The following is a 21,683-nucleotide window of genomic DNA, read 5'->3' as shown; positions in this document are numbered from 1 at the left end:
AATTCCATTGCTTTGGGCCTGGTGCGAAAGCGGGGGCCAATGAAAGCAACTGAGCGCAAGGAGGTATGCCAGTGCGCTCTGAACAGTCAGATGGAAATTTCCTGATCGGGTGTATGAAGGGCTTTGGTGGGCTGAAGCCCACCCTACGGAAAGGCACCTGGCACAGGCGAACATCTACGAAGTGGATCCCCCGCGGTGGTGGTCAGAAGAACGCTGTCCACCCTACGCAGAAGCCGCAAGCAAGGCCCGGTACGCACAGCGCACCCTACGGACGGCGGACCAAAGAAAAAGCCCCGCCGGATCGCTCCGGCGGGGCTTTTTTCACTGCGGTGTCGAGTTACACCTTGCTGCGCTCGTAGCGCTTGCGGTCGTTCTCGTTCAGCATTTTCTTGCGCAGGCGGATGGACTTCGGCGTCACTTCCACCAGTTCGTCGTCGGCGATGAATTCCAGCGCCTGTTCCAGGGTGAACTTGATCGGCGGAACCAGGGCGATGACTTCGTCCTTGCCGGAAGCGCGCATGTTGTCGAGCTTCTTGCCCTTGGTGGGGTTGATCACCAGGTCGTTGTCACGGCTGTTGATGCCACTCAGCTGGCCTTCGTAGATCTCATCGCCCGGGGCGAGGAACAGCTTGCCGCGGCTCTGCAGGGTTTCCAGCGAGTAGGTCAGCGCGGTGCCGGTGGCCATGGAGACCAGTACGCCGTTCTGACGGTTGCTGACTTCGCCGGCCTTGATCGGGCCGTAGTGGCTGAAGGTCGAGGTCAGGATGCCGGTACCCGAGGTCAGGGTCAGGAAGTTGTTACGGAAGCCGATCAGGCCACGCGCCGGGATGGTGTACTCCAGGCGAACACGGCCCTTGCCGTCGGGGATCATGTTGGTCAGATCGCCCTTGCGCAGGCCCATCTGCTCCATCACAGAGCCCTGGTGCTGCTCTTCGATGTCGATGGTGACGTTTTCGTAGGGCTCCTGCTTCTCGCCATCCTTCTCGATGATCACCACTTCCGGACGGCCTACGGCCATCTCGAAGCCTTCGCGGCGCATGGTTTCGATCAGTACGGAGAGGTGCAGCTCACCACGGCCGGAGACCTTGAACTTCTCGGCGGACTCGCCCGGCTCAACGCGCAGAGCCACGTTGTGCAGCAGTTCCTTGTCCAGACGGTCCTTGATGTTGCGGCTGGTGACGAACTTGCCTTCGCGACCGGCGAACGGCGAGTCGTTGACCTGGAAGGTCATGCTCACGGTCGGCTGGTCGACGGTCAGCGGCGGACGGGCTTCGACGTTCTGCGGGTCGCACAGGGTGTCGGAGATGAACAGCTCTTCCATGCCGGATACGCAGACGATGTCGCCGGCTTCGGCTTCGGCCACTTCCACGCGCTGCAGGCCGGAGTGGCCCATGATCTTGAGGATACGGCCGTTGCGGCGGGTACCGTCGTCGCTCACGGCGACCACCTGGGTGTTGGACTTGACGCGGCCACGGGCGATACGGCCGATGCCGATCACGCCGAGGAAGCTGTTGTAGTCCAGCTGGGAAATCTGCATCTGGAACGGGCCGTCGACGTCGACGTCCGGTACCGGTACGTGGTCGATGATGGCCTGGAACAGGGCGTCCATGTTGTCGTCCATCTTCTCGTGGTCGAGGCCGGCGATGCCGTTCAGGGCGCTGGCGTAGACGATCGGGAAGTCGAGCTGCTCATCGGTGGCGCCGAGGTTGTCGAACAGGTCGAAGATCTGGTCGATGACCCAGTCAGGACGCGCGCCCGGACGGTCGATCTTGTTCACCACCACAATCGGACGCAGGCCGGCCTTGAAGGCCTTCTGGGTCACGAAGCGGGTCTGCGGCATGGGGCCGTCCTGGGCGTCGACCACCAGCAGCACGGAGTCGACCATGGACATCACGCGCTCCACCTCACCGCCGAAGTCGGCGTGGCCGGGGGTGTCGACGATGTTGATGTTGTAGCCGTTCCACTTGATGGCGGTGTTCTTCGCCAGGATGGTGATGCCGCGCTCTTTTTCCTGCTCGTTGGAGTCCATCACGCGCTCGCTTTCCGCTTCTTTGCGGTCGAGGGTGCCGGACAGCTTCAGGAGCTTGTCCACCAGGGTGGTCTTGCCATGGTCGACGTGGGCGATGATGGCGATATTGCGGAGTTTTTCGATCACGTTTGTATCTCGATCAGAGGATTCGGTGTGCCGCGCAGTCTAGGTCGCGCATATGAATGAAGTACGTATCAAGCGGCCCGATGGTCGGGAGGGCGATGGCGGATGCTGCCGCCATACAGCCCGGGCTGTTTAAGCCGGACGATAAACGCGCACATTGGCATGCCCCTCGCTGAGCAGGTGATGGGCATGCAGACGGCTCATCACGCCCTTGTCGCAATACAGGAGGTACTGACGGTTGGCGTCCAGTTCCTTGAAGCGGTTGTTGACCGCATAGAAAGGCAGGGCCTGGACTTCGATGCCGGGCAGCTCCAGGGGTTCATCTTCCTGGGCGTCGGGGTGGCGGATGTCGAGGACGATCTGTCCCGGCAGGGCTTCACGTACTTCTTCCACGGCCACATCCTGGCCCAGCTCGTCGATCACCCGGTCGATGGGCACCAGGCGCGCGCGCTCCAGGGCGCGCTCGAGGATGTCCATGTCGAACTGCTCTTCCTCATGCTCGATGCGGCCGAGCTTGGCGCGGGTGGTCGGGTTCACCGAGATCACGCCGCAGTACTCGGGCATGTGCTTGGCGAACTCGGCGGTGCCGATCTTCATCGCGGTGTCGATGATGTCCTGCTTGTGGCTGGCGATCAGCGGACGCAGCACCAGCATGTCGGTGGCCGAGTCGATCACCGAGAGGTTGGGCAGGGTCTGGCTGGAGACCTGGGAGATCGCCTCGCCGGTGACCAGGGCATCCAGGGTCAGTTTGCGCGCCATGCGGGTGGAGGCGCGCAGCATCATGCGCTTGAGCACCACGCCCATCTGGCTGTTGTCGACCTTGCTGAGGATTTCGCCGACCACTTCCTCGAAGGGCACGCTGATGAACAGCACGCGCTGGGAACGGCCGAACTTCTCCCAGAGGTAGTGGGCCACTTCCATCACGCCCAATTCGTGTGCACGGCCACCGAGGTTGAAGAAGCAGAAGTGGGTCATCAGGCCACGGCGCATCATCTGGTAGGCGGCGACAGTGGAGTCGAAGCCGCCGGACATCAGCACCAGGGTCTGCTCCAGGGAACCCAGCGGGTAGCCGCCGATGCCGTCGTGCTGGTGGTGGATGACGAACAGGCGCTGGTCGCGCACTTCCATGCGCACCAGGACTTCCGGCTTGTTCAGGGAAATGCCGGCCGCGTTGCACTCCTGGCGCAGGCGGCTGCCGACATGGCGCTCCAGCTCCATCGAGGTGAAGCTGTGCTTGCCGGCGCGCTTGCAACGCACGGCGAAGATTTTGCCGGGGATCTGGTCGGCGAAGTGCAGCTTGCACTTTTCCAGCACATCGTCGAAGTCGCCCAGGGGGTACTCGTGCACCTCGAGGAAGTGGGTGATGCCGGGCGTGCAGGTCAGGCGCTCGATCATCTCGCGCAAAAGCTTCGGCTCGGTCTGCCGGGTCTCGACCTCGAGGTTGTCCCAGACGCCGGTCACCTCGAGCTCCGGGTCGAGGTCCTTGAGGACCGCGCGGATGTTCTTCGAGAGCTGACGGATGAAATGCTTGCGCACCGGCCGGCTCTTGATGGTGATTTCCGGAAAGACTTTGACAATGAGTTTCATGAAAACAGCGCTTGCGCCGGCGACCGAAAAAGAGGGGCGCGGATTATAGCGGAAATTGTTCAAGCTTTGACCAAAATCATTCAGCAAAGCTTGCAGTGCACCAAAATGGATCACGCGCACCACGACCGGCACGAAAACGGTGCGCAAAACTGCTCACAATTGGAGCCAAGCCCCCGCCAGGCGCGAGTTTTGGGCCCTCAGCCCATTCCGGGGCACTGGCACGCAATTTGCTCCCTTGTGAGGCAGGTTGCCCTGGCGGACTATCCCGCTCCGGCTGAACCCCGAATTTTTGGGAGGCAAGGTTCCCTGCCCCCATCCACCTGGAGGACAACATGTCGAAGTCGCTTCAACTGATTAAAGAACACGACGTGAAGTGGATTGATCTGCGCTTCACCGATACCAAAGGCAAGCAGCAGCACGTGACCATGCCGGCCCGTGACGCCGATGACGATTTCTTCGAACACGGCAAGATGTTCGACGGTTCCTCCATCGAAGGTTGGAAAGGCATTGAAGCCTCCGACATGATCCTGCTGCCGGACGACAGCACCGCCGTGCTGGACCCGTTCACCGAAGAGCCGACCCTGATCCTGGTTTGCGACATCATCGAGCCGAGCACCATGCAAGGCTACGACCGCGACCCGCGCGCCATCGCCAAGCGCGCCGAGGAATACCTGAAGACCACCGGTATCGGTGACACCGTATTCGTCGGCCCGGAGCCGGAATTCTTCATCTTCGACGAAGTGAAGTTCAAGTCCGACATCTCCGGCTCCATGTTCAAGATCTTCTCCGAGCAGGCTTCCTGGAACACCGACGCCGACATCGAAGGCGGCAACAAGGGCCACCGTCCGGGCGTGAAGGGCGGCTACTTCCCGGTACCGCCGGTCGACCACGACCACGAAATCCGTACCGCCATGTGCAACGCCCTGGAAGAAATGGGCCTGGTCGTGGAAGTTCACCACCACGAAGTGGCTACCGCCGGCCAGAACGAGATCGGTGTGCGCTTCAACACCCTGGTCGCCAAGGCTGACGAAGTTCAGACCCTGAAGTACTGCGTGCACAACGTTGCCGACGCCTACGGCAAGACCGTGACCTTCATGCCGAAGCCCCTGTACGGCGACAACGGCTCGGGCATGCACGTTCACATGTCCATCTCCAAGGATGGCAAGAACACCTTCGCTGGCGAAGGCTATGCCGGTCTGTCCGATACCGCCCTGTACTTCATCGGCGGCATCATCAAGCACGGTAAGGCCCTGAACGGCTTCACCAACCCGGCCACCAACTCCTACAAGCGTCTGGTTCCCGGCTTCGAAGCCCCGGTAATGCTGGCCTACTCCGCCCGCAACCGTTCCGCCTCGATCCGTATCCCGTACGTGAACAGCCCGAAAGCCCGCCGTATTGAAGCGCGCTTCCCGGACCCGGCTGCCAACCCCTACCTGTGCTTCGCCGCCCTGCTGATGGCCGGTCTGGATGGTATCCAGAACAAAATCCATCCTGGCGATGCCGCCGACAAGAACCTGTATGACCTGCCGCCGGAAGAGGCCAAGGAAATCCCGCAGGTTTGCGGCAGCCTGAAAGAGGCGCTGGAAGAACTGGACAAGGGCCGCGCGTTCCTGACCAAGGGCGGCGTGTTCAGCGACGACTTCATCGATGCCTACATCGAGCTGAAGAGCGAAGAAGAAATCAAGGTGCGCACCTTCGTGCACCCGCTGGAATACGACCTGTACTACAGCGTCTGATCCACGAATACCTATAAACAGCGTCAACATTAAGGCCTCCCTCGGGAGGCCTTTTTTATTTCCGAAAGGGGGAAATGGCATCGTCTGTAGGGGCGAATTCATTCGCCAAGGGCTGCGCAGCAGCCCCCCGCGGCGCCCGGGCAGACCTGCGGTCTGCTTGGCGAATGAATTCGCCCCCACAAGGGAAATGCGACCCAGTCAGATCCCCCCATCCGCCGGCACGCCCTGCTCTTCCGGCGGTTCGGACCTGGAGGTGCGCGCCCGGGTCAGCTGCACGTTCAGGCGCGGCATGGCCAGCTCCATGCCGGACTTGTCGAGGCGCCGGCGCAGGCGCAGGTTGAACGCCCGCTGCACTTCCCACTGTTTGATCGGCGCGGTCTTGAAGCGGAAGCGCAGGATCGCCTGGCCATTGTCGAAGCTCTCCACACCCTGCATTTCCAGGGGTGACCACAGGCTACGGTAGACGGAGGGATCGCTGCGCAACTCCTTCGCCACCTCCTGGACCAGCGCCAGCGCGTCGTCGATCGGCATGCTCGCCGGCACCGGCCAGCGGAACATGGCGTAGCCGAACTGCCGCGAGTAGTTCTTGATGCTCTTGATCTCGCTGAAGGGGATGGTGTGCACCACGCCGTCCAGGTCGCGCAGGCGCACGGTACGGATGGTCAGGCCCTCCACCGTGCCCAGGTGGCCGCCGACGTCCACGTAGTCGTCGATCGACAGCGAGTCCTCGATGATGATGAACAGGCCGGTGATCAGGTCCGCCACCAGCGATTGCGCGCCAAAGCCGATGGCCAGGCCGATCACGCCTGCACCGGCCAGCAGCGGCGTGACGTTCATGCCCATGTTGGCCAGGGCGACGATCAGGGCGATCACCGCGATGGTGACGAACAGCACGTTGCGGATCAGCGGCAGCATGGTCAGGGCGCGGGTGTTCCCCCGGTTCCGGCCACTGACGCCCAGGCTGTGCTGCACCGCCGTGTCGGTGAGGATCCAGACCAGCCACGCCGCCAGCAGGGTGGTGCCGAAGCTCACCACCTTGATGCTGATCTGCTCGCCATCGCCCTCGGCATAGCGGATCAGCGACATGCCCCAGACCCGCAGCCCCACTTCGACGAAGAACAGCACCACGAACAGGTGCACCAGGGTGAAGCCGAAGCTCTGCAGCTGCTCGACATAGGGCGCGCTGCGTCGTGGCCCCTCGCCGATGCGGCTGGAGCGGCGGCGAATCAGGCCGATCACGGTCATCGCCACCACCGCCAGCACCGCCGATAGCAGCGCGCGGCGCAGGGCCGAGTTGCTGTCACCGGCGGAGACGAAGGTGGCGAACATCGAAGTACCCACCAGCAGCAGCACCGGCACGAACCACAGGGAACCGACCAGTTGCACCAGGTCGTGCAGGCTGCGGCGCTTGAGGCGCAGCTCCAGCGGTTGGTTGCGGATCAGGTGGGCGATGGGCCGGCGGAAGCGCAATACGAACAGCGCCGTGAACAGGGCCGCGCTGGCGTTGGCCAGGGTGCTCAGGCAGACCGCGGTGTGTTCGCCCAGGCCGGCGATCAGCCTCGGGTCATGGGCCGTCTCGCCCAGGGCCGCGAGGCTGCCGATCAGCCAGAGCGGGCGAAAGGCCTGGCGCCGCAGGATATCCAGCGCCCGCTGGCGGTGCGGTCCTCCCAGGAGCGACAGGCAGATCACGCAGAGCGCGGAGAACAGCGTGCCGGATACCAGCACGTAGGCCATCACCATCGCCAGGGTCTTGCTCAGGGAGCTGGGCAACGCGACCGAGAGGTAGAGGGTGATCAGGAAGGCGACCAGCCAGGGTCCCAGCTTGCGCAGGGCGAACAGCACCAGGTCGCGGGTCTTGGGGTTGTGTGGCAATTCCGCCGACAGTCCGAAGCGCTCGCGCATGCGCCGCCCCAGCCAGAGCAGCGCCGAGGCGAGGCACGCCCAGAGCAGGATGACGATGGAGAAATTGAAAACGATCGCCGGAAGCTCGCGCCAGGTCGGCATGCGCTCCTCCAGCTCGGCGTGGGCCAGCTGGAACTGCCGCTCCCACAGTCGCAGCGGGCTGTTTTCGCCCTGGAAACGCTTTTCCAACCCGCCCAGGGTATCGCCGATCAGCGCCAGCACACTGCTGTCTTCCTCCTTGGTCTGCTGGGTAACGTCGCGCATCTGCTTCAGCTTCTTCAGCAGATCAGCGCGCTGCTGGTCGTTCTCCAGGGTCTGGATCACCTGGTTGAGCGACTGCTCGAGCTGGGCGCTGCTGATCTGCTCACCCCCCGAAGAACTGCCCATCAGCGGATTGGGCAGCGCCGCCTGGCTCTGCGGGGCGCAGAACAGGCCGAGCAGCAGGCAGAGCAGCAGCGGGACAATGAAGCGGGCGGTAGGCAAGGGCAGCATCGGCACGGGCGGGACATTCCCTGAAAACAAGACGGACCGCAGCATCATACAAAAGACGGCGGCTCGGGCTGCCAGTCGGGGCAATCGCCTACAGCGGTTGCGGCATGATCGGGAGGCTTTGTCCATGTCGAATCGATCAATCCTGTAGGAGCGAATTCATTCGCGAAGCAGGCCGCAGGCCTGCCCAGGAACTACCATGGGCTGCTTGGCAGCCTTTGGCGAATGAATTCGCTCCTACAACAGCCGTTTGGCCGGACACGACACCGAATGTGGAAATCCCTGAAGGGACTTCCACCCTACGCCCCGATTGAAATGGAATCTCCCACAAGCGGCGCCATTGTTGCTCAGCCGCACACCCGGACCATCCCGCCCTTGCCAGCCAATCCCGCCAGTGCAAGGCTTAGCAGCACTGCATGAACGGAGATCGCGACATGCGTCCCCTGCTCGCCGGCCTGCTGCTGGCACTGGCCCTACCGGCCGCCGCACAGATCTACAAGTACACCGACGCCAACGGCAACACGGTGTTCACCAACCAGCCACCGGACGGCACCGCCAGCGAACAGGTGGTGCTGCCGCCGACCAACGCCGTCCAGGCACAGCCGCCTGCGAAACCGACGGAAGAGCCGGGCCAGGCCGAGCAGGACGTCACCTACCAGGTACTGGAACTGACCGACCTCCCCGATGACGCCGCGCTGCGCGCCAACAACGGCACCTTCAGCGTCGGCGTGCACCTTGAGCCGCGCCTGCGCCCCGGCCACAGCCTGCGCCTGCGCCTGGACGGGCAACCCTACGGCCAGGCCGCCAACGTGCCGCGCCTGCAAGTGGTGAACGTCGACCGCGGCGAGCACAGCCTGGCGGTGGATGTGCTCGTCGGCACCAAAGTGGTGCAGAGCAGCAGCCCCATCAGCTTCACCGTCCAGCGGGTCAACACCAGCAGCCCGGCGCTGCGTCCGCCGCCACCCGCTCCAACACCTCGCCCCAGCAACTGACCGATGACCCGATTCCTGCTCCTCGCCCTGCTCTTCCTGGGCCAGCCCGTGCTGGCCGAGGTCTATACCTACATCGACGACGAGGGCAACCGCGTCTTCACCGACCGCCCGAAGGCAGGGAATGCCAAGCGCCTCGAACTGGCGCCGTCCAATGCGATGGACAAACCGGCGCCGATCCAGCCGCCGCCTCTCTACGCCAAGCCGATCCCCCGCGAGGAGGGCTACCAGCTGCTGCGCATTCTGGTGCCCGAGCCCGACGCCACCATTCGCGATATGGAGGGCAACCTGATCGTCAGCGCCGTCAGCGAGCCGGGATTACGCACCAACCACAGCTTCCGCCTGCTGCTGGACGGACAGCCCGTGGGCGAGCCGGGCCGCAGCCCGGTCTTCCCGCTGGAGAACCTCGACCGGGGCACTCACCAGCTGGCGGTGGAAATCATCGACGACCAGGGCCGCATGGTTGAGCGCACCCCGAGCCAGCCCGTGCACATCATGCGCACCTCCCTGGCGCAGAAGCGCCAGGCCCGCCCGTGCAAGAAGCGCGACTACGGCGTGCGCCCGGAATGCCCGCTGAAGGACAAACCCAGGGAAGAGAAAGACATCCCTTTCGTGCCGTTCATCTGATATCGGCTGACCGCACAAACCGGGCGGCGGAGCGCCCCCAGCATGGGTATCGCTCCGCTCGCGGAACGCCGCCCGACCCATCCTGCGTTGTGCGGGAGCTACCGACCGCCAATCGCACCAATTCGGTGCAACACTCTGCACCGCTTTCTATACTCTCCCCATTTTGGTTCGTTCCGTGCCGGACGATCTGCTCTGAAAAGCGCCCCCCGCCAGCAGAAACCCTGTTTTCCCGCGCCTTTTCAGGGCTTTGGTTTGCTTCTTGCATTTTACTTTCATCGCCACGAGCGCCGAAGCCATGACCATAAACGACGCCCTGCACCGACTGCTGCTAGACAACCTGACCACCGCGGTGATCCTGCTCAACGCCGACCTGCGCCTCGAGTACATGAACCCGGCGGCGGAAATGCTCCTGGCCGTCAGTGGCCAGCGCAGCCATGGTCAGTTCATCAGCGAACTGTTCACCGAATCGCCCGAGGCCCTGGCCTCGCTGCGCCAGGCGGTGGAACAGGCGCACCCCTTCACCAAACGCGAGGCCATGCTGACCTCGCTCTCCGGCCAGACCCTGACCGTGGACTATGCGGTGACGCCCATCCTCAACCGCGGCGAGACCCTGTTGCTGCTGGAGGTGCACCCGCGCGACCGCCTGCTGCGGATCACCAAGGAAGAGGCCCAGCTGTCCAAGCAGGAAACCACCAAGCTGCTGGTCCGCGGCCTGGCCCACGAGATCAAGAATCCCCTGGGCGGCATCCGTGGCGCCGCCCAGTTGCTCTCCCGCGAGCTGCCGGAAGAACACCTCAAGGACTACACCAACGTCATCATCGAAGAGGCCGACCGCCTGCGGAACCTGGTGGACCGCATGCTCGGCTCGAACAAGCTGCCGTCGCTGGCGATGACCAACATCCACGAAGTGCTGGAGCGCGTCTGCAGTCTGGTGGAGGCCGAGAGCCAGGGCGGCATCAATCTGGTGCGCGACTACGACCCGAGCATCCCGGACCTGTTCATCGACAAGGAGCAGATGATCCAGGCGGTGCTCAACATCGTGCGCAACGCCATGCAAGCCATCGCCGGGCAGAACGAATTGCGCCTGGGTCGCATCACCCTGCGCTCGCGCACCCTGCGCCAGTTCACCATCGGCCACACCCGCCATCGCCTGGTGACCAAGGTGGAGATCATCGACAACGGCCCGGGCATCCCGGCCGAGCTCCAGGAAACCATCTTCTACCCCATGGTCAGCGGTCGTCCGGACGGTACCGGACTGGGGCTGGCCATCGCCCAGAACATCATCAGTCAGCATCAGGGCCTGATCGAGTGCGAGAGCCATCCCGGCCACACCGTCTTCTCGATCTTCCTGCCGCTGGAACAAGGAGCTTCCTCGTCATGAGCCGTAGTGAAACCGTCTGGATCGTCGACGACGACCGTTCCATCCGTTGGGTCCTGGAAAAGGCCCTGCAACAGGAAGGCATGACCACCCAGAGCTTCGAGAGCGCCGACAGCCTGCTCGGGCGCCTTACCCGGCAACAACCGGACGTGATCATCTCCGACATCCGCATGCCCGGCGCCAGCGGCCTGGACCTGCTGGCACGGATCCGCGAGCTGCACCCGCGCCTGCCGGTGATCATCATGACCGCCCATTCCGACCTGGACAGCGCGGTGGCCTCCTACCAGGGCGGCGCCTTCGAGTACCTGCCCAAGCCCTTCGACGTGGACGAGGCCGTTTCCCTGGTCAAGCGCGCCTTCCAGCACGCCCAGGAGCAGCAGGGCCTCGAGGCGCCGGCGAGCCAGACGCGCACCCCGGAGATCATCGGCGAAGCGCCGGCCATGCAGGAGGTGTTCCGCGCGATCGGCCGCCTCAGCCACTCCAACATCACCGTGCTGATCAACGGCGAATCCGGTACCGGCAAGGAGCTGGTGGCCCATGCCCTGCACCGCCACAGCCCGCGCGCCGCGTCGCCCTTCATTGCGCTGAACATGGCGGCGATCCCCAAGGACCTGATGGAGTCCGAGCTGTTCGGCCATGAAAAAGGCGCCTTCACCGGCGCCGCCAACCAGCGCCGTGGCCGCTTCGAACAGGCCGACGGCGGCACCCTGTTCCTCGACGAGATCGGCGACATGCCCGCCGACACCCAGACCCGCCTGCTGCGGGTGCTGGCCGATGGCGAGTTCTACCGGGTCGGCGGCCACACCCCGGTGAAGGTGGACGTGCGCATCATCGCCGCCACCCACCAGAACCTGGAAAACCTGGTGCAGGCGGGCAAGTTCCGCGAAGACCTGTTCCACCGTCTCAACGTCATCCGCATCCATATCCCGCGCCTGGCCGACCGCCGCGAAGACATTCCGGCGCTGGCCCGGCACTTCCTCGCCCGCGCCGCCCAGGAACTGGCGGTGGAACCCAAGCTGCTGAAGAACGAAACCGAGGACTACCTGAAGAACCTGCCCTGGCCGGGCAACGTGCGCCAGATGGAGAACACCTGCCGCTGGATCACGGTGATGGCCTCGGGTCGCGAGGTGCACATCGACGACCTGCCGCCGGAGCTGCTCACCCAGCCCCAGGACGCCGCCCCGGTGACCAACTGGGAGCAGGCGCTGCGCCAATGGGCCGACCAGTCCCTGGGGCGTGGTCAGTCCGGACTGCTGGACAGCGCCGTGCCGGCCTTCGAACGGATCATGATCGAGACCGCCCTCAAGCACACCGCCGGGCGCCGCCGCGATGCCGCCGTGCTGCTGGGCTGGGGCCGCAACACCCTCACCCGCAAGATCAAGGAGCTGGGCATGAAGGTGGACGGCAGCGACGAGGATGACAACGACGAGGGCTGATTCCGGCCCGGGCGGGGCGGCGCAATGACGCCCCGCCAATCAAGTGTTCCAGTCCATCCCGGCCATTTCCCCGTCACACCGACAACTTGTCGCCAATACGTCCCGCATTACCTCCTACAAGCCCGTACGAAAATTCCTGTTTTCTCTGACGCCATGGACCGCAACGGGGCCAGGCAGGATGCTGCGCGGACCTGAATCAGAGACAGGAAAAACCCCATGCAGTTACATATTGGTGTTCGCAAGGAAGGAGATGTACTTCGGCTGAGAGCCACCGACGGCTACAGCGATGCCGACCTGGTCCGGACGTTGCGCACGTCGGGCATCGAGATCGTAGTGGGCCCCATGGCGCGCGGCCGATCGCGAATCGGTATCCGCGCGCCGAAGAGCCTGTCGCTCTCGGTGGAAAGGTTCCGCGACTGCCGATCCACCGAGCCCTACCTCCCCTCCGTCGACCTTTGATCCCGCCCCGGCCCCGCTTCGGCGGGGCACTCTCGTTCCGCGCAAAGATTAGCCGGCTATCGAAAAGGACCATCCCTGGTGCCTGGCTAGCCGTCCTGCCTCAAAAAAGTGCTTCTGCCTGAGGCCACCGCCCCCCTGAAAAGCGCCTACCAGAGCACTCGCCGGCAATCGCTTGAACTCACCAAGGCCAGTAAATACGCGCCCTCCAGCTGATCCGCAGGAATTTTTGCGGCAGTGATCCGGAAACTGGCACGCCCTCTGCAATAGACCAGACAACAGCGGTTTTGGGGGCCCTGGTACAGGCAGGCCAGGGAATCCCCTCTCTTATGACAGGCAGGCTGACCTCCAGCCGCCACGGCCCCGAAAAGGCCGGATGCAACAGAGTGCCACCCCAGGGTGGCCAGGTTTCAGGGGGCCTTGGTACAGGCAGGCCGGGGAATCCCCTCTTTTATCCACAGGCGCGCTGGCTTCCAGCCGCCGGGGTCCGCAAGGGCCCGTCGCAGAACAGCGTCGCCAGCGGCAGCGGGCGACCACCCTTCAGGGGGCCTTGGTACAGGCAGGCCGGGGAATCCCCTCTTTTATCCACAGGCGCGCTGGCTTCCAGCCGCCGGGGTCCGCAAGGGCCCATTGCAGGACAGCGTCGCCAGCGGCAGCGGGCGACCTCCCTTTCGGGGGCCTCGGTACAGGCAGGCCGGGGACTCCCCGCTCTTATTCGGCGCTCAGGCTCACATCCAGCCGCCAGCGTCCTCCCACCTCGGCGCCATGCCACTCGCCCCGCAGGGGCCGCGCCGCCACGAAGCGCACCATCACCCCCTCATTCGAGCGCAGCACCTTCCAGCTCACCGGCGCCGCGTCCAGGGCCAGTTGCCCGCGCGCCGTCTGCCCATCGGCGCCCAGCACCAGCGCATAAGCCCCCTCCAACGCTTCGGCACGCACCTGCGGTTCATGGTCGAACCACAGCACCAGGCCGCCCTCATGCACCTCGATGCGTTCCAGGTGCACCGGCTCCGGCGCCGTGAGGCGGCCGATCATCATGCCCACCAGCAGGCCGAACAGGGCAAGGGAGAACAAAAAGCGCGGCCACAGGCTCGGTCGCGGATCATCAACGGGAGTAGAATGCCGCCCGTCTTCGGGCTCGGGGCCACGCATGTTTCACGTCATCCTGTTTCAACCGGAAATTCCGCCGAATACTGGAAACATTATCAGGCTGTGCGCCAATTCTGGCTGCCACCTTCACCTGATCGAACCGCTCGGATTCGAACTGGACGACAAGCGTTTGCGCCGCGCCGGTCTGGATTATCACGAATACGCCACCCTCAAGCGCTACAGCGACCTGGAAAGCTGCCTGGCAGCCCTGGGCCAGCCACGGGTGTTCGCCTTCACCACCAAAGGCACCCGGCTCTACCACGAGGTGGCCTTCGAGAAGGGCGATGCCTTCCTCTTCGGCCCGGAAAGCCGCGGCCTGCCCCAGGAGGTTCGGGAAAGCCTGCCTCCCGAGCAGCGCCTGCGCCTGCCGATGCGCCCCAACTGCCGCAGCCTGAACCTGTCCAACACCGTGGCGGTGGCGGTGTACGAAGCCTGGCGGCAGCATGATTTCAGCCTGGAGTGAGCTTGGCAGCGCCTCGGCTGGGCACATCTTCCTGTAGGGGCGAATTCATTCGCCAAGCAGGCCGAAGGTCTGCCCCTGGAGGTATCCGGGGGCCGCTTCGCGACCCTTGGCGAATGAATTCGCCCCTACAAGGTTTCGCCCGACCCCAACCAACAATCTCCCGGACAAAGAAAAAGCGCCCCGAAGGGCGCTTTCTCGTGTAGCCGGATGACTCAGGCCTGGGCTTCGCCGTTGGCCTGCATGCGCGCCAGTTCCTGGGCGTACAGGGCGTCGAAGTTCACCGGGGAGAGCATCAGCGCCGGGAACGAACCGCGGACAACCAGGCTGTCCAGGGTTTCACGGGCGTAGGGGAACAGGATGTTCGGGCAGAAGGCGCCCAGGGTGTGGCTCATGGAAGCCGCGTCCAGGCCCTTGATCAGGAAGATGCCGGCCTGCTGCACTTCGGCGATGAAAGCGGTTTCCTCGCCGTTCTTCACGGTCACGGACAGGGTCAGCACCACTTCGTGGAAATCGCCGTCCAGTTGCTTCTGGCGGGTGTTCAGGTCCAGGGAGACGCTCGGCGACCACTCCTGGCGGAAGATCTCCGGGCTCTTCGGCGCTTCGAAGGACAGGTCGCGCACATAGATGCGCTGCAGGGAGAATTGCGGTTGCTCGTTTGCTTGTTCAGTCATGGCTCTACCTTGTTCTAGTGCGTTTCCGTTTGCGGGCGAGCCTGGAGCAGGGCGTCGAGCTTGCCGGCGCGTTCCAGGGCGTACAGGTCGTCACAGCCACCCACATGGGTCTGGCCGATCCAGATTTGCGGTACCGAGGTGCGCCCGGCCTTGCGGGTCATCTCGGCGCGAACCGCGGGGTTGCCGTCGACGCTGATCTCTTCGTACCGGACGCCCTTGCTGTCCAGCAGATGCTTGGCACGGATGCAGTAGGGGCACCAGGCGCTCGAATAGATGACGATCCCGGTCATCTCACTTCACCAGCGGCAGGTTGTCGCCACGCCAGCTGCCGATGCCGCCGGACAGCTTGATGGCATTGAAGCCGGCTTTCTTCAGGTCGTGGCAGACCGCGCCGGCGTGCTGGCCCATGGCGTCGACGACGATGATGGCCTTGTCCTTGTGCTTCTCCAGCTCGGCAATGCGGCTGGACAGCTTCTCGAAAGGAATATTGAGGGCGTCGACGATATGGCCGCCGGAGAAATCCTTGGTGGCGCGCACGTCCAGCACCACTGCCTGGCCGCCGTTGACCATGGAGGTCAGCTCGCGAGTGGAGATGGCGCGGCCGCTACGGCGCAGTTCGTGGGCGAGCAGCAGGGCCAGCAACACCACGAACGATCCACTCAGTACATAGTGGTTAGTGGCAAATTCAATCAGCTTAGCGAGCATCGTCGGCTTCCGGGACGGTAAAATGCCGGCCAGTATACACAGCCCCACAGGTCGGCCAAACCCCGCCCGGCGGTGACGCCGACGGAACCAGAACGTAGAATGCCGCGTCTTTTTCCGGGGCTCGTGCCCGCTACTTTCCACCCTTTGCAGCAGAAGAGTCGGACTTTATGACAGCCACGCCCAAACCCCTGGTCCTGATCATCCTGGACGGTTTCGGTCACAGTGACAGCCCCGAGTACAACGCCATTTATGCCGCAAAGACCCCGGTCTACGATCGCCTGCGCGCCACCCAGCCCCACGGCCTGATCTCCGGCTCGGGCATGGACGTCGGCCTGCCGGACGGCCAGATGGGCAACTCGGAGGTCGGCCACATGAACCTGGGCGCCGGCCGCGTGGTGTACCAGGACTTCACCCGCGTGACCAAGGCGATCCGCGACGGCGAGTTCTTCACCAACCCGGAAATCACCGCAGCCGTGGACAAGGCCGTGGCCGCCGGCAAGGCCGTGCACTTCATGGGCCTGCTCTCCGAGGGCGGCGTGCACAGCCACCAGGACCACCTGGTCGCCATGGCCGAACTGGCCGCCCAGCGCGGCGCCGAGAAGTTCTACCTGCACGCCTTCCTCGACGGCCGCGACACCCCGCCCAAGAGCGCCGAGCCCTCCATCAAGCTGATGGACGAGACCTTCGCCCGCCTCGGCAAGGGCCGCACCGCCAGCCTGATCGGCCGCTACTACGCCATGGACCGCGACAACCGCTGGGACCGCGTCGAAGCCGCCTACAACCTGATCACCGAAGGCCGGGGCGAGTTCTCCGCCGCCTCCGCAGTCGAAGGCCTGGCCGCTGCCTATGAGCGCGGCGAGAGCGACGAATTCGTCAAGGCCACCTGCATCGGCGAGCCGGTCAAGGTGGAAGACGGCGACGCTGTGATCTTCATGAACTTCCGCGCCGACCGCGCCCGCGAGCTGTCGCGCGCCTTCGTCGAGCCGGGCTTCAAGGAATTCGCCCGCCAGCGCGAGCTGAAGCTGGCCGACTACGTGATGCTGACCCAGTACGCGGCGAGCATCCCCGCTCCCAGCGCCTTCAAGCCGGAGTCCCTGGACAACGTGCTGGGCGAATACCTGGCCAAGAACGGCAAGACCCAGCTGCGCATCGCCGAGACCGAGAAGTACGCCCACGTGACCTTCTTCTTCTCCGGCGGCCGCGAGGAGCCCTTCGAAGGCGAAGAGCGCATCCTCATCCCGTCGCCCAAGGTCGCCACCTATGACCTGCAGCCGGAAATGAGCGCCCCCGAGGTGACCGACAAGATCGTCGACGCCATCGAAAACCAGCGCTACGACGTCATCGTGGTCAACTACGCCAACGGCGACATGGTCGGCCACACCGGCGTGTTCGAAGCCGCGGTGAAGGCCGTGGAATGCCTGGACAGCTGCGTCGGCCGCATCGTCGAAGCCCTGGACAAGGTGGGTGGCGAGGCGCTGATCACCGCCGACCACGGCAACGTCGAGCAGATGGAAGACGAGATGACCGGCCAGGCGCACACCGCCCACACCTGCGAGCCGGTGCCCTTCATCTATGTCGGCAAGCGCCCGGCGAAGATCCGCGAAGGCGGCGTGCTGGCCGACGTGGCCCCGACCCTGCTGACCCTGATGGGCCTGCCGGTGCCGGCGGAAATGACCGGCAAGACCATAGTCGAGCTGCAGTGACCGCCACGGGCCGCCACCAGGCGGCCCAACGCGAAAATTGCGTACGCGTCATCAGGAAACGCCCGTAGCCCAGGTTACGGGCGTTTTTTTTGCCCGGCGCGACGGGCATACTAGGCCGAACCTCTCCCCCGGTGCCCCAAGCCCCATGTTTCGCACCCTCGCCCTCGTTATCCTCGCCAGCCTGATCACCCCGGTCATGGCCGACCAGCGCGCCGAAACCCAGCAGCAGCTGGATCAGGCCGCGAAGGATGTCGCCGAACTGAAAAAACTCCTGCAACAGCTGCAGGCGGAGAAATCCGGCGTCCAGGCCGACCTGAAGAAGACCGAAACCGAGATGGGCACCCTGGAACAGCAGGTCAAGGACCTGCAGCAGGAGCTCAAGAAGAGCGAGGATGAGGTCCAGCGTCTGGATGGGGAGAAAAAAAAACTTCAGGACGCACGCGCTGAACAGCAACGCCTGATCGGCATCCAGGCTCGCGCCGCCTACCAGAGCGGCCAGCAGGAGTACGTCAAGCTGCTGCTCAACCAGCAGCACCCCGAGAAGTTCGCCCGTACCCTCACCTACTACGAATACCTGAGCAACGCTCGCCTGGAACAGCTCGCCGCCTTCAACGAGACCCTGCGCCAGCTGGCCAATGTCGAGCAGGAAATCACCACTCAGCAGAACCAGCTCAACGAGCAGAAAGCCGCGCTCGACGGGCGCCGCGAGCAGTTGGCCGCCGCGCGCCAGGAACGCCAGCAGGCCCTGGCCAAGCTCAATCAGGACTTCAAAGACCGCGACAAGAAGCTCAAGGCCCGCGAGCAGGACCAGGCCGAACTGGGCAAAGTGCTGAAAACCATCGAAGAGACCCTCGCCCGCCAGGAGCGCGAAGCCCGTGAAGCCGAGGAAGCGCGCAAGCGCGCCCTGGCCGAACAGCAGCGCCAGCTGCGCGAACAACAGGCCAGCACGCCTGTCAGAAAAAGCAGCGGTACACTGGTCTCCAGCGCCGGCGGCAATTTCGGCGGCCCCTTCGCCAAGTCCCGCGGCCAGCTGCCCTGGCCGGTGGATGGCCGCCTGGTGGCGAGCTTCGGCTCGGCCCGTGGCGGCGATTCCCGCGCCAAATGGGACGGCGTGCTGATCGGCGCCGCCGAAGGCAGTGCCGTTCGCGCCGTGCACGGCGGTCGCGTGGTCTTCGCCGACTGGTTGCGCGGCGCCGGGCTTCTGGTCATTCTCGACCATGGCAACGGCTATCTGAGCCTCTATGGGCACAACCAGCGCCTACTGAAAAATGCCGGCGATATTGTGAAAGCAGGCGAATCCATCGCCACCGTCGGCAATAGTGGCGGGCAGGATACGCCCGCCCTGTACTTCGCCATACGCCAGCAGGGCCGACCCACCGACCCGGCACAGTGGTGCCGCGCGCAAGGATAGGCGCCACGGTAGGGTCTGTTGATGTTTCGCTTTCGGCCGCGCCGGAGCCAGTTTTTGCGCGGGGCCAGGCATGAGGAGAGAGGTTTGGTTATTCCAAATGAGCGACGAATAACGCAGCACCGCGCAAAAACTGGCCCGGCCCTTCGGGTTGCGCGTCAAATGACGCCATGCTGTGTTGCAAGACTTGCCAAGGGGACGGCCATTGCCGGCGTCTTGCGCCTTGCCTGGCGTCATTTGGCGCAGCAACGCGGCTCGCAACGAAACGTCAACAGACCCTCGCAGGAGTTAGTTCGCATGCCGCATCTGTCCCGCCTCACTTCCCTGGCCATGGCACTGGCGCTGCTCGGCGGCGCCTCGCAGCTGCTGGCCGCAGAGGAGCCGGCAAACCTTCCCGCCACGGCGGTGAATGGCAAGGCGCCGCTGCCGCTGGACGAGCTGCGAACCTTCGCCGAGGTCCTCGACCGCATCAAGTCCGCCTATGTCGAACCGGTGGATGACAAGACCCTGCTGGAGAACGCCATCAAGGGCATGCTCAGCAACCTCGACCCGCACTCGGCCTACCTGGAGCCGGAAGACTTCCAGGAGCTGCAGGAAAGCACCAGCGGCGAATTCGGCGGCCTCGGCATCGAGGTCGGTGCCGAAGACGGCTTCGTCAAGGTGGTCTCCCCCATCGACGACACCCCGGCGTCCAAGGCCGGCATCCAGCCCGGCGACCTGATCGTGAAGATCGACGGCCAGCCCACCAAGGGCATCTCGCTGATGGAAGCCGTGGACAAGATGCGCGGCAAGGCCGGCAGCAAGATCACCCTGACCCTGGTGCGCGATGGCGACCAGCCCTTCGACGTGGAGCTGACCCGCGCGGCGATCAAGGTCAAGAGCGTGAAGAGCCAGTTGCTGGAGAAAGGCTACGGCTATCTGCGCATCACCCAGTTCCAGGTCAACACCGGCGAAGAAGTCGGCAAGGCCCTGGCCAAGTTGCGCAAGGAAAATGGCAGCCGCCTGAGCGGCCTGGTCCTCGACCTGCGCAACAACCCCGGCGGCGTGCTGCAAGCGGCGGTGGAAGTCTCCGACCACTTCTTGAGGAAGGGCCTGATCGTCTACACCAAGGGCCGCATCGCCAACTCCGAACTGCGCTTCTCCGCCGACCCGGCCGACGCCAGCGAGGGCGTGCCGCTGGTGGTGCTGATCAACGGCGGCAGCGCCTCGGCGGCGGAGATCGTCGCCGGCGCCCTGCAGGACCACAAGCGCGGCGTGCTGATGGGCACCGACAGCTTCGGCAAGGGCTCGGTACAGACCGTGCTGCCGCTGAACAACGACCGCGCCCTGAAGCTGACCACCGCGCTCTACTACACCCCCAACGGCCGCTCGATCCAGGCCCAGGGCATTGTCCCGGACATCGAGGTGACGCGCGCCAAGGTCACCCGCGAGCAGGACGGCGATTCCTTCAAGGAAGCCGACCTCGCCGGCCACCTGGGCAACGGCAACGGCGGCGCCGACAAGCCCAGCGGCAAGGGCAAGGCGCAGCAGCCGCGACCGCAGGATGACGACTTCCAGCTGAGCCAGGCCCTCAACCTGCTGAAGGGCCTGAACGTCACCCGCCAGAACTGATATGCGCTGGGGCACCTGGCTGCTGGCGCTGTGGTTGGGCGCGACGGCAGCCGGTGCCTGGGGCGCTCCGCCCGCGCGCCTGGCCCTGGTGATCGACGACCTGGGCCAGACCCCGGCCCGCGACCGCCGCGTTCTCGCCCTCCCCGGCCCGGTGGCGCTGTCCATCCTCCCCGACACGCCCCATTCCCGTGAACTGGCCGAAGCTGCTCACGCCGCCGGCAAGACGGTGATGCTCCACCTGCCGATGGACCCTGCCACCGGCCCCTATGCCTGGCACCCGGAGTTATCCACCGGCGAGCTGGAGAAGCGCCTGGACGCTGCCCTGCGCCAGGTGCCCCATGCCCGCGGCCTGAACAACCACATGGGCAGCCGGATGACCGCCCAGCGCCCGGCCATGGCCTGGCTGATGCAGCGCCTGCAGCAGGACCACAGGTTCTTCATCGACAGTCGCACCAGCGCCGCCACGGTGGCCGCGGCCGAGGCACAGAAGGCGGGGCTGGCCAGCCTCTCGCGGGACATCTTCCTCGATGACGACCAGAGCCCGACAGCGGTGGCAGCGCAGTTCGACGAAGCGCTCAAACTGGCACGGCAGCAGGGATCGGCGCTGATGATCGGCCACCCGCACCCGGCCACCCTGGAACTACTCGAACGCGAGCTGCCGCGGCTGAAAGAGCGGGGTTTCGAGCTGATCGATGTGGAAATGCTGATCGCCCTGCGCGGCAACCGGGCCATGGCGGCCCATGGCAAGGCGGGGACATACCGCTAGAAAGCCGGACGGTGAAACCCTGTAGGGGCGAATTCATTCGCCAAGCAGGCCGCAGGTCTGCCCTGCAATCCCTCATGGGGCAGCTTCGCCGCCCTTGGCGATTGAAATCGCCCCTACAAAAAAGCATCGCGAATGAATTCGCCCCCACAACAGATGACGCGCGCCCTGTAGGGGCGAATTCATTCGCCAAGCAGGCCGCAGGTCTGCCCTGCAATCCCTCATGGGGCAGCTTCGCCGCCCTTGGCGATTGAAATCGCCCCTACAAAAAAGCATCGCGAATGAATTCGCTCCTACAACAGATGACGCGCGCCCTGTAGGGGCGAATTCATTCGCCAAGCAGGCCGCAGGTCTGCCCTGCAATCCCTCATGGGGCAGCTTCGCCGCCCTTGGCGATTGAAATCGCCCCTACAAAAAAGCATCGCGAGTGAATTCGCTCCTACAACAGATGACGCGCG

General features: G+C 64.6%; 18 protein-coding genes. 11 read left to right on the top strand and 7 right to left on the bottom strand.

Annotated features, from left to right (window positions below; genetic code table 11):
- Window positions 1-337 precede the first annotated feature (337 nt).
- A complete protein-coding gene (gene typA / locus ACFW0H_RS29045; RefSeq protein WP_422917302.1) occupies window positions 338-2,155 on the bottom strand; it encodes a translational GTPase TypA in 1,818 nt (605 codons plus the stop codon).
- Between the two features lie 129 nt (window positions 2,156-2,284).
- Window positions 2,285-3,739, bottom strand: a complete 1,455-nt coding sequence (gene thiI, locus ACFW0H_RS29040; RefSeq protein WP_422917301.1) for a tRNA uracil 4-sulfurtransferase ThiI — start codon at window positions 3,737-3,739, stop codon at window positions 2,285-2,287.
- Between the two features lie 332 nt (window positions 3,740-4,071).
- Here thiI and glnA point away from each other — a divergent pair, with 332 nt between their 5' ends.
- Complete coding sequence (gene glnA / locus ACFW0H_RS29035) at window positions 4,072-5,475, top strand: glutamate--ammonia ligase (RefSeq protein WP_422917300.1); 1,404 nt, start codon at window positions 4,072-4,074, stop codon at window positions 5,473-5,475.
- A gap of 198 nt (window positions 5,476-5,673) precedes the next feature.
- Here glnA and ACFW0H_RS29030 read toward each other — a convergent pair whose 3' ends face one another.
- Window positions 5,674-7,869: a mechanosensitive ion channel family protein gene (locus tag ACFW0H_RS29030; RefSeq protein ID WP_422917305.1), complete on the bottom strand. Its 2,196-nt coding sequence runs from the start codon at window positions 7,867-7,869 to the stop codon at window positions 5,674-5,676.
- 431 nt (window positions 7,870-8,300) lie between these two features.
- Here ACFW0H_RS29030 and ACFW0H_RS29025 point away from each other — a divergent pair, with 431 nt between their 5' ends.
- The 5 genes from ACFW0H_RS29025 (at window position 8,301) to ACFW0H_RS29005 (ending at window position 12,755) form a co-directional block, all read left to right on the top strand.
- Complete coding sequence (locus tag ACFW0H_RS29025) at window positions 8,301-8,858, top strand: DUF4124 domain-containing protein (protein ID WP_422917299.1); 558 nt, start codon at window positions 8,301-8,303, stop codon at window positions 8,856-8,858.
- A gap of 3 nt (window positions 8,859-8,861) precedes the next feature.
- Complete coding sequence (locus ACFW0H_RS29020; RefSeq protein WP_422917298.1) at window positions 8,862-9,482, top strand: DUF4124 domain-containing protein; 621 nt, start codon at window positions 8,862-8,864, stop codon at window positions 9,480-9,482.
- Window positions 9,483-9,777: 295 nt separating this feature from the next.
- Window positions 9,778-10,863, top strand: a complete 1,086-nt coding sequence (glnL, locus tag ACFW0H_RS29015; RefSeq protein WP_422917297.1) for a nitrogen regulation protein NR(II) — start codon at window positions 9,778-9,780, stop codon at window positions 10,861-10,863.
- The gene (ntrC, locus tag ACFW0H_RS29010) at window positions 10,860-12,296 is read left to right on the top strand and encodes a nitrogen regulation protein NR(I) (RefSeq protein ID WP_422917296.1); all 1,437 of its coding nucleotides are present in this window, start codon (window positions 10,860-10,862) and stop codon (window positions 12,294-12,296) included. The genes glnL and ntrC overlap by 4 nt, the downstream gene beginning before the upstream one ends.
- 216 nt (window positions 12,297-12,512) lie before the next feature.
- On the top strand, window positions 12,513-12,755 hold the full coding sequence (locus tag ACFW0H_RS29005) for a hypothetical protein (RefSeq protein WP_422917295.1): 243 nt from the start codon (window positions 12,513-12,515) through the stop codon (window positions 12,753-12,755).
- Between the two features lie 708 nt (window positions 12,756-13,463).
- On the opposite strand, the gene ACFW0H_RS29000 is transcribed toward ACFW0H_RS29005, so the two are convergent.
- Window positions 13,464-13,904: a hypothetical protein gene (locus ACFW0H_RS29000; protein ID WP_422917294.1), complete on the bottom strand. Its 441-nt coding sequence runs from the start codon at window positions 13,902-13,904 to the stop codon at window positions 13,464-13,466.
- On the opposite strand from ACFW0H_RS29000, the gene trmL reads away from it, so the two are divergent.
- On the top strand, window positions 13,903-14,364 hold the full coding sequence (trmL, locus tag ACFW0H_RS28995) for a tRNA (uridine(34)/cytosine(34)/5-carboxymethylaminomethyluridine(34)-2'-O)-methyltransferase TrmL (RefSeq protein ID WP_422917293.1): 462 nt from the start codon (window positions 13,903-13,905) through the stop codon (window positions 14,362-14,364). The genes ACFW0H_RS29000 and trmL overlap by 2 nt on opposite strands.
- A 212-nt stretch (window positions 14,365-14,576) precedes the next feature.
- On the opposite strand, the gene secB is transcribed toward trmL, so the two are convergent.
- From secB to ACFW0H_RS28980, 3 genes are read right to left on the bottom strand one after another with little or no spacing between them, the layout of a single operon-like run.
- A complete protein-coding gene (gene secB / locus ACFW0H_RS28990) occupies window positions 14,577-15,035 on the bottom strand; it encodes a protein-export chaperone SecB (protein ID WP_422917292.1) in 459 nt (152 codons plus the stop codon).
- 14 nt (window positions 15,036-15,049) lie between these two features.
- The gene (gene grxC, locus ACFW0H_RS28985; protein ID WP_422917291.1) at window positions 15,050-15,325 is read right to left on the bottom strand and encodes a glutaredoxin 3; all 276 of its coding nucleotides are present in this window, start codon (window positions 15,323-15,325) and stop codon (window positions 15,050-15,052) included.
- Window position 15,326: 1 nt separating this feature from the next.
- Window positions 15,327-15,740 (bottom strand): rhodanese-like domain-containing protein, encoded by a 414-nt coding sequence (locus ACFW0H_RS28980; RefSeq protein ID WP_422917290.1) that lies wholly within the window; start codon window positions 15,738-15,740, stop codon window positions 15,327-15,329.
- Window positions 15,741-15,907: 167 nt separating this feature from the next.
- On the opposite strand from ACFW0H_RS28980, the gene gpmI reads away from it, so the two are divergent.
- From gpmI to ACFW0H_RS28960, 4 genes are all read left to right on the top strand, one after another.
- Window positions 15,908-17,443 carry a 2,3-bisphosphoglycerate-independent phosphoglycerate mutase gene (gene gpmI / locus ACFW0H_RS28975; RefSeq protein WP_422917289.1) on the top strand — a complete coding sequence of 512 codons (1,536 nt, stop codon included), beginning with the start codon at window positions 15,908-15,910 and terminating at the stop codon, window positions 17,441-17,443.
- Window positions 17,444-17,588: 145 nt separating this feature from the next.
- Window positions 17,589-18,854 (top strand): murein hydrolase activator EnvC family protein, encoded by a 1,266-nt coding sequence (locus ACFW0H_RS28970; RefSeq protein ID WP_422917288.1) that lies wholly within the window; start codon window positions 17,589-17,591, stop codon window positions 18,852-18,854.
- Window positions 18,855-19,148: 294 nt separating this feature from the next.
- Window positions 19,149-20,462 (top strand): S41 family peptidase, encoded by a 1,314-nt coding sequence (locus tag ACFW0H_RS28965; RefSeq protein WP_422917287.1) that lies wholly within the window; start codon window positions 19,149-19,151, stop codon window positions 20,460-20,462.
- A 1-nt stretch (window position 20,463) separates the two neighbouring features.
- Window positions 20,464-21,228 carry a divergent polysaccharide deacetylase family protein gene (locus ACFW0H_RS28960; protein WP_422917286.1) on the top strand — a complete coding sequence of 255 codons (765 nt, stop codon included), beginning with the start codon at window positions 20,464-20,466 and terminating at the stop codon, window positions 21,226-21,228.
- Window positions 21,229-21,683 lie beyond the last annotated feature (455 nt).

Origin of the sequence: Metapseudomonas cellulosilytica, assembly GCF_049334135.1 — a bacterium.
Lineage (GTDB): Bacteria > Pseudomonadota > Gammaproteobacteria > Pseudomonadales > Pseudomonadaceae > Metapseudomonas.
Note: the sequence above shows the minus strand (reverse complement) of the source record. Positions and strands in the feature narration are given on the sequence as shown.

Excerpts from the sequence above, each read along its gene's own strand:
- glnA (WP_422917300.1), top strand. The coding sequence starts at position 4,072 with ATGTCGAAGTCGCTTCAACTGATTAAAGAACACGACGTGAAGTGGATT.
- ACFW0H_RS29025 (WP_422917299.1), top strand. The coding sequence starts at position 8,301 with ATGCGTCCCCTGCTCGCCGGCCTGCTGCTGGCACTGGCCCTACCGGCC.
- glnL (WP_422917297.1), top strand. The coding sequence starts at position 9,778 with ATGACCATAAACGACGCCCTGCACCGACTGCTGCTAGACAACCTGACC.
- ACFW0H_RS29000 (WP_422917294.1), bottom strand. The coding sequence starts at position 13,904 with ATGCGTGGCCCCGAGCCCGAAGACGGGCGGCATTCTACTCCCGTTGAT.
- ACFW0H_RS29030 (WP_422917305.1), bottom strand. The coding sequence starts at position 7,869 with ATGCTGCCCTTGCCTACCGCCCGCTTCATTGTCCCGCTGCTGCTCTGC.
- ACFW0H_RS28970 (WP_422917288.1), top strand. The coding sequence starts at position 17,589 with ATGTTTCGCACCCTCGCCCTCGTTATCCTCGCCAGCCTGATCACCCCG.
- trmL (WP_422917293.1), top strand. The coding sequence starts at position 13,903 with ATGTTTCACGTCATCCTGTTTCAACCGGAAATTCCGCCGAATACTGGA.
- ntrC (WP_422917296.1), top strand. The coding sequence starts at position 10,860 with ATGAGCCGTAGTGAAACCGTCTGGATCGTCGACGACGACCGTTCCATC.
- gpmI (WP_422917289.1), top strand. The coding sequence starts at position 15,908 with ATGACAGCCACGCCCAAACCCCTGGTCCTGATCATCCTGGACGGTTTC.
- ACFW0H_RS28980 (WP_422917290.1), bottom strand. The coding sequence starts at position 15,740 with ATGCTCGCTAAGCTGATTGAATTTGCCACTAACCACTATGTACTGAGT.
- ACFW0H_RS28960 (WP_422917286.1), top strand. The coding sequence starts at position 20,464 with ATGCGCTGGGGCACCTGGCTGCTGGCGCTGTGGTTGGGCGCGACGGCA.
- ACFW0H_RS29020 (WP_422917298.1), top strand. The coding sequence starts at position 8,862 with ATGACCCGATTCCTGCTCCTCGCCCTGCTCTTCCTGGGCCAGCCCGTG.
- secB (WP_422917292.1), bottom strand. The coding sequence starts at position 15,035 with ATGACTGAACAAGCAAACGAGCAACCGCAATTCTCCCTGCAGCGCATC.
- grxC (WP_422917291.1), bottom strand. The coding sequence starts at position 15,325 with ATGACCGGGATCGTCATCTATTCGAGCGCCTGGTGCCCCTACTGCATC.
- ACFW0H_RS28965 (WP_422917287.1), top strand. The coding sequence starts at position 19,149 with ATGCCGCATCTGTCCCGCCTCACTTCCCTGGCCATGGCACTGGCGCTG.
- ACFW0H_RS29005 (WP_422917295.1), top strand. The coding sequence starts at position 12,513 with ATGCAGTTACATATTGGTGTTCGCAAGGAAGGAGATGTACTTCGGCTG.
- thiI (WP_422917301.1), bottom strand. The coding sequence starts at position 3,739 with ATGAAACTCATTGTCAAAGTCTTTCCGGAAATCACCATCAAGAGCCGG.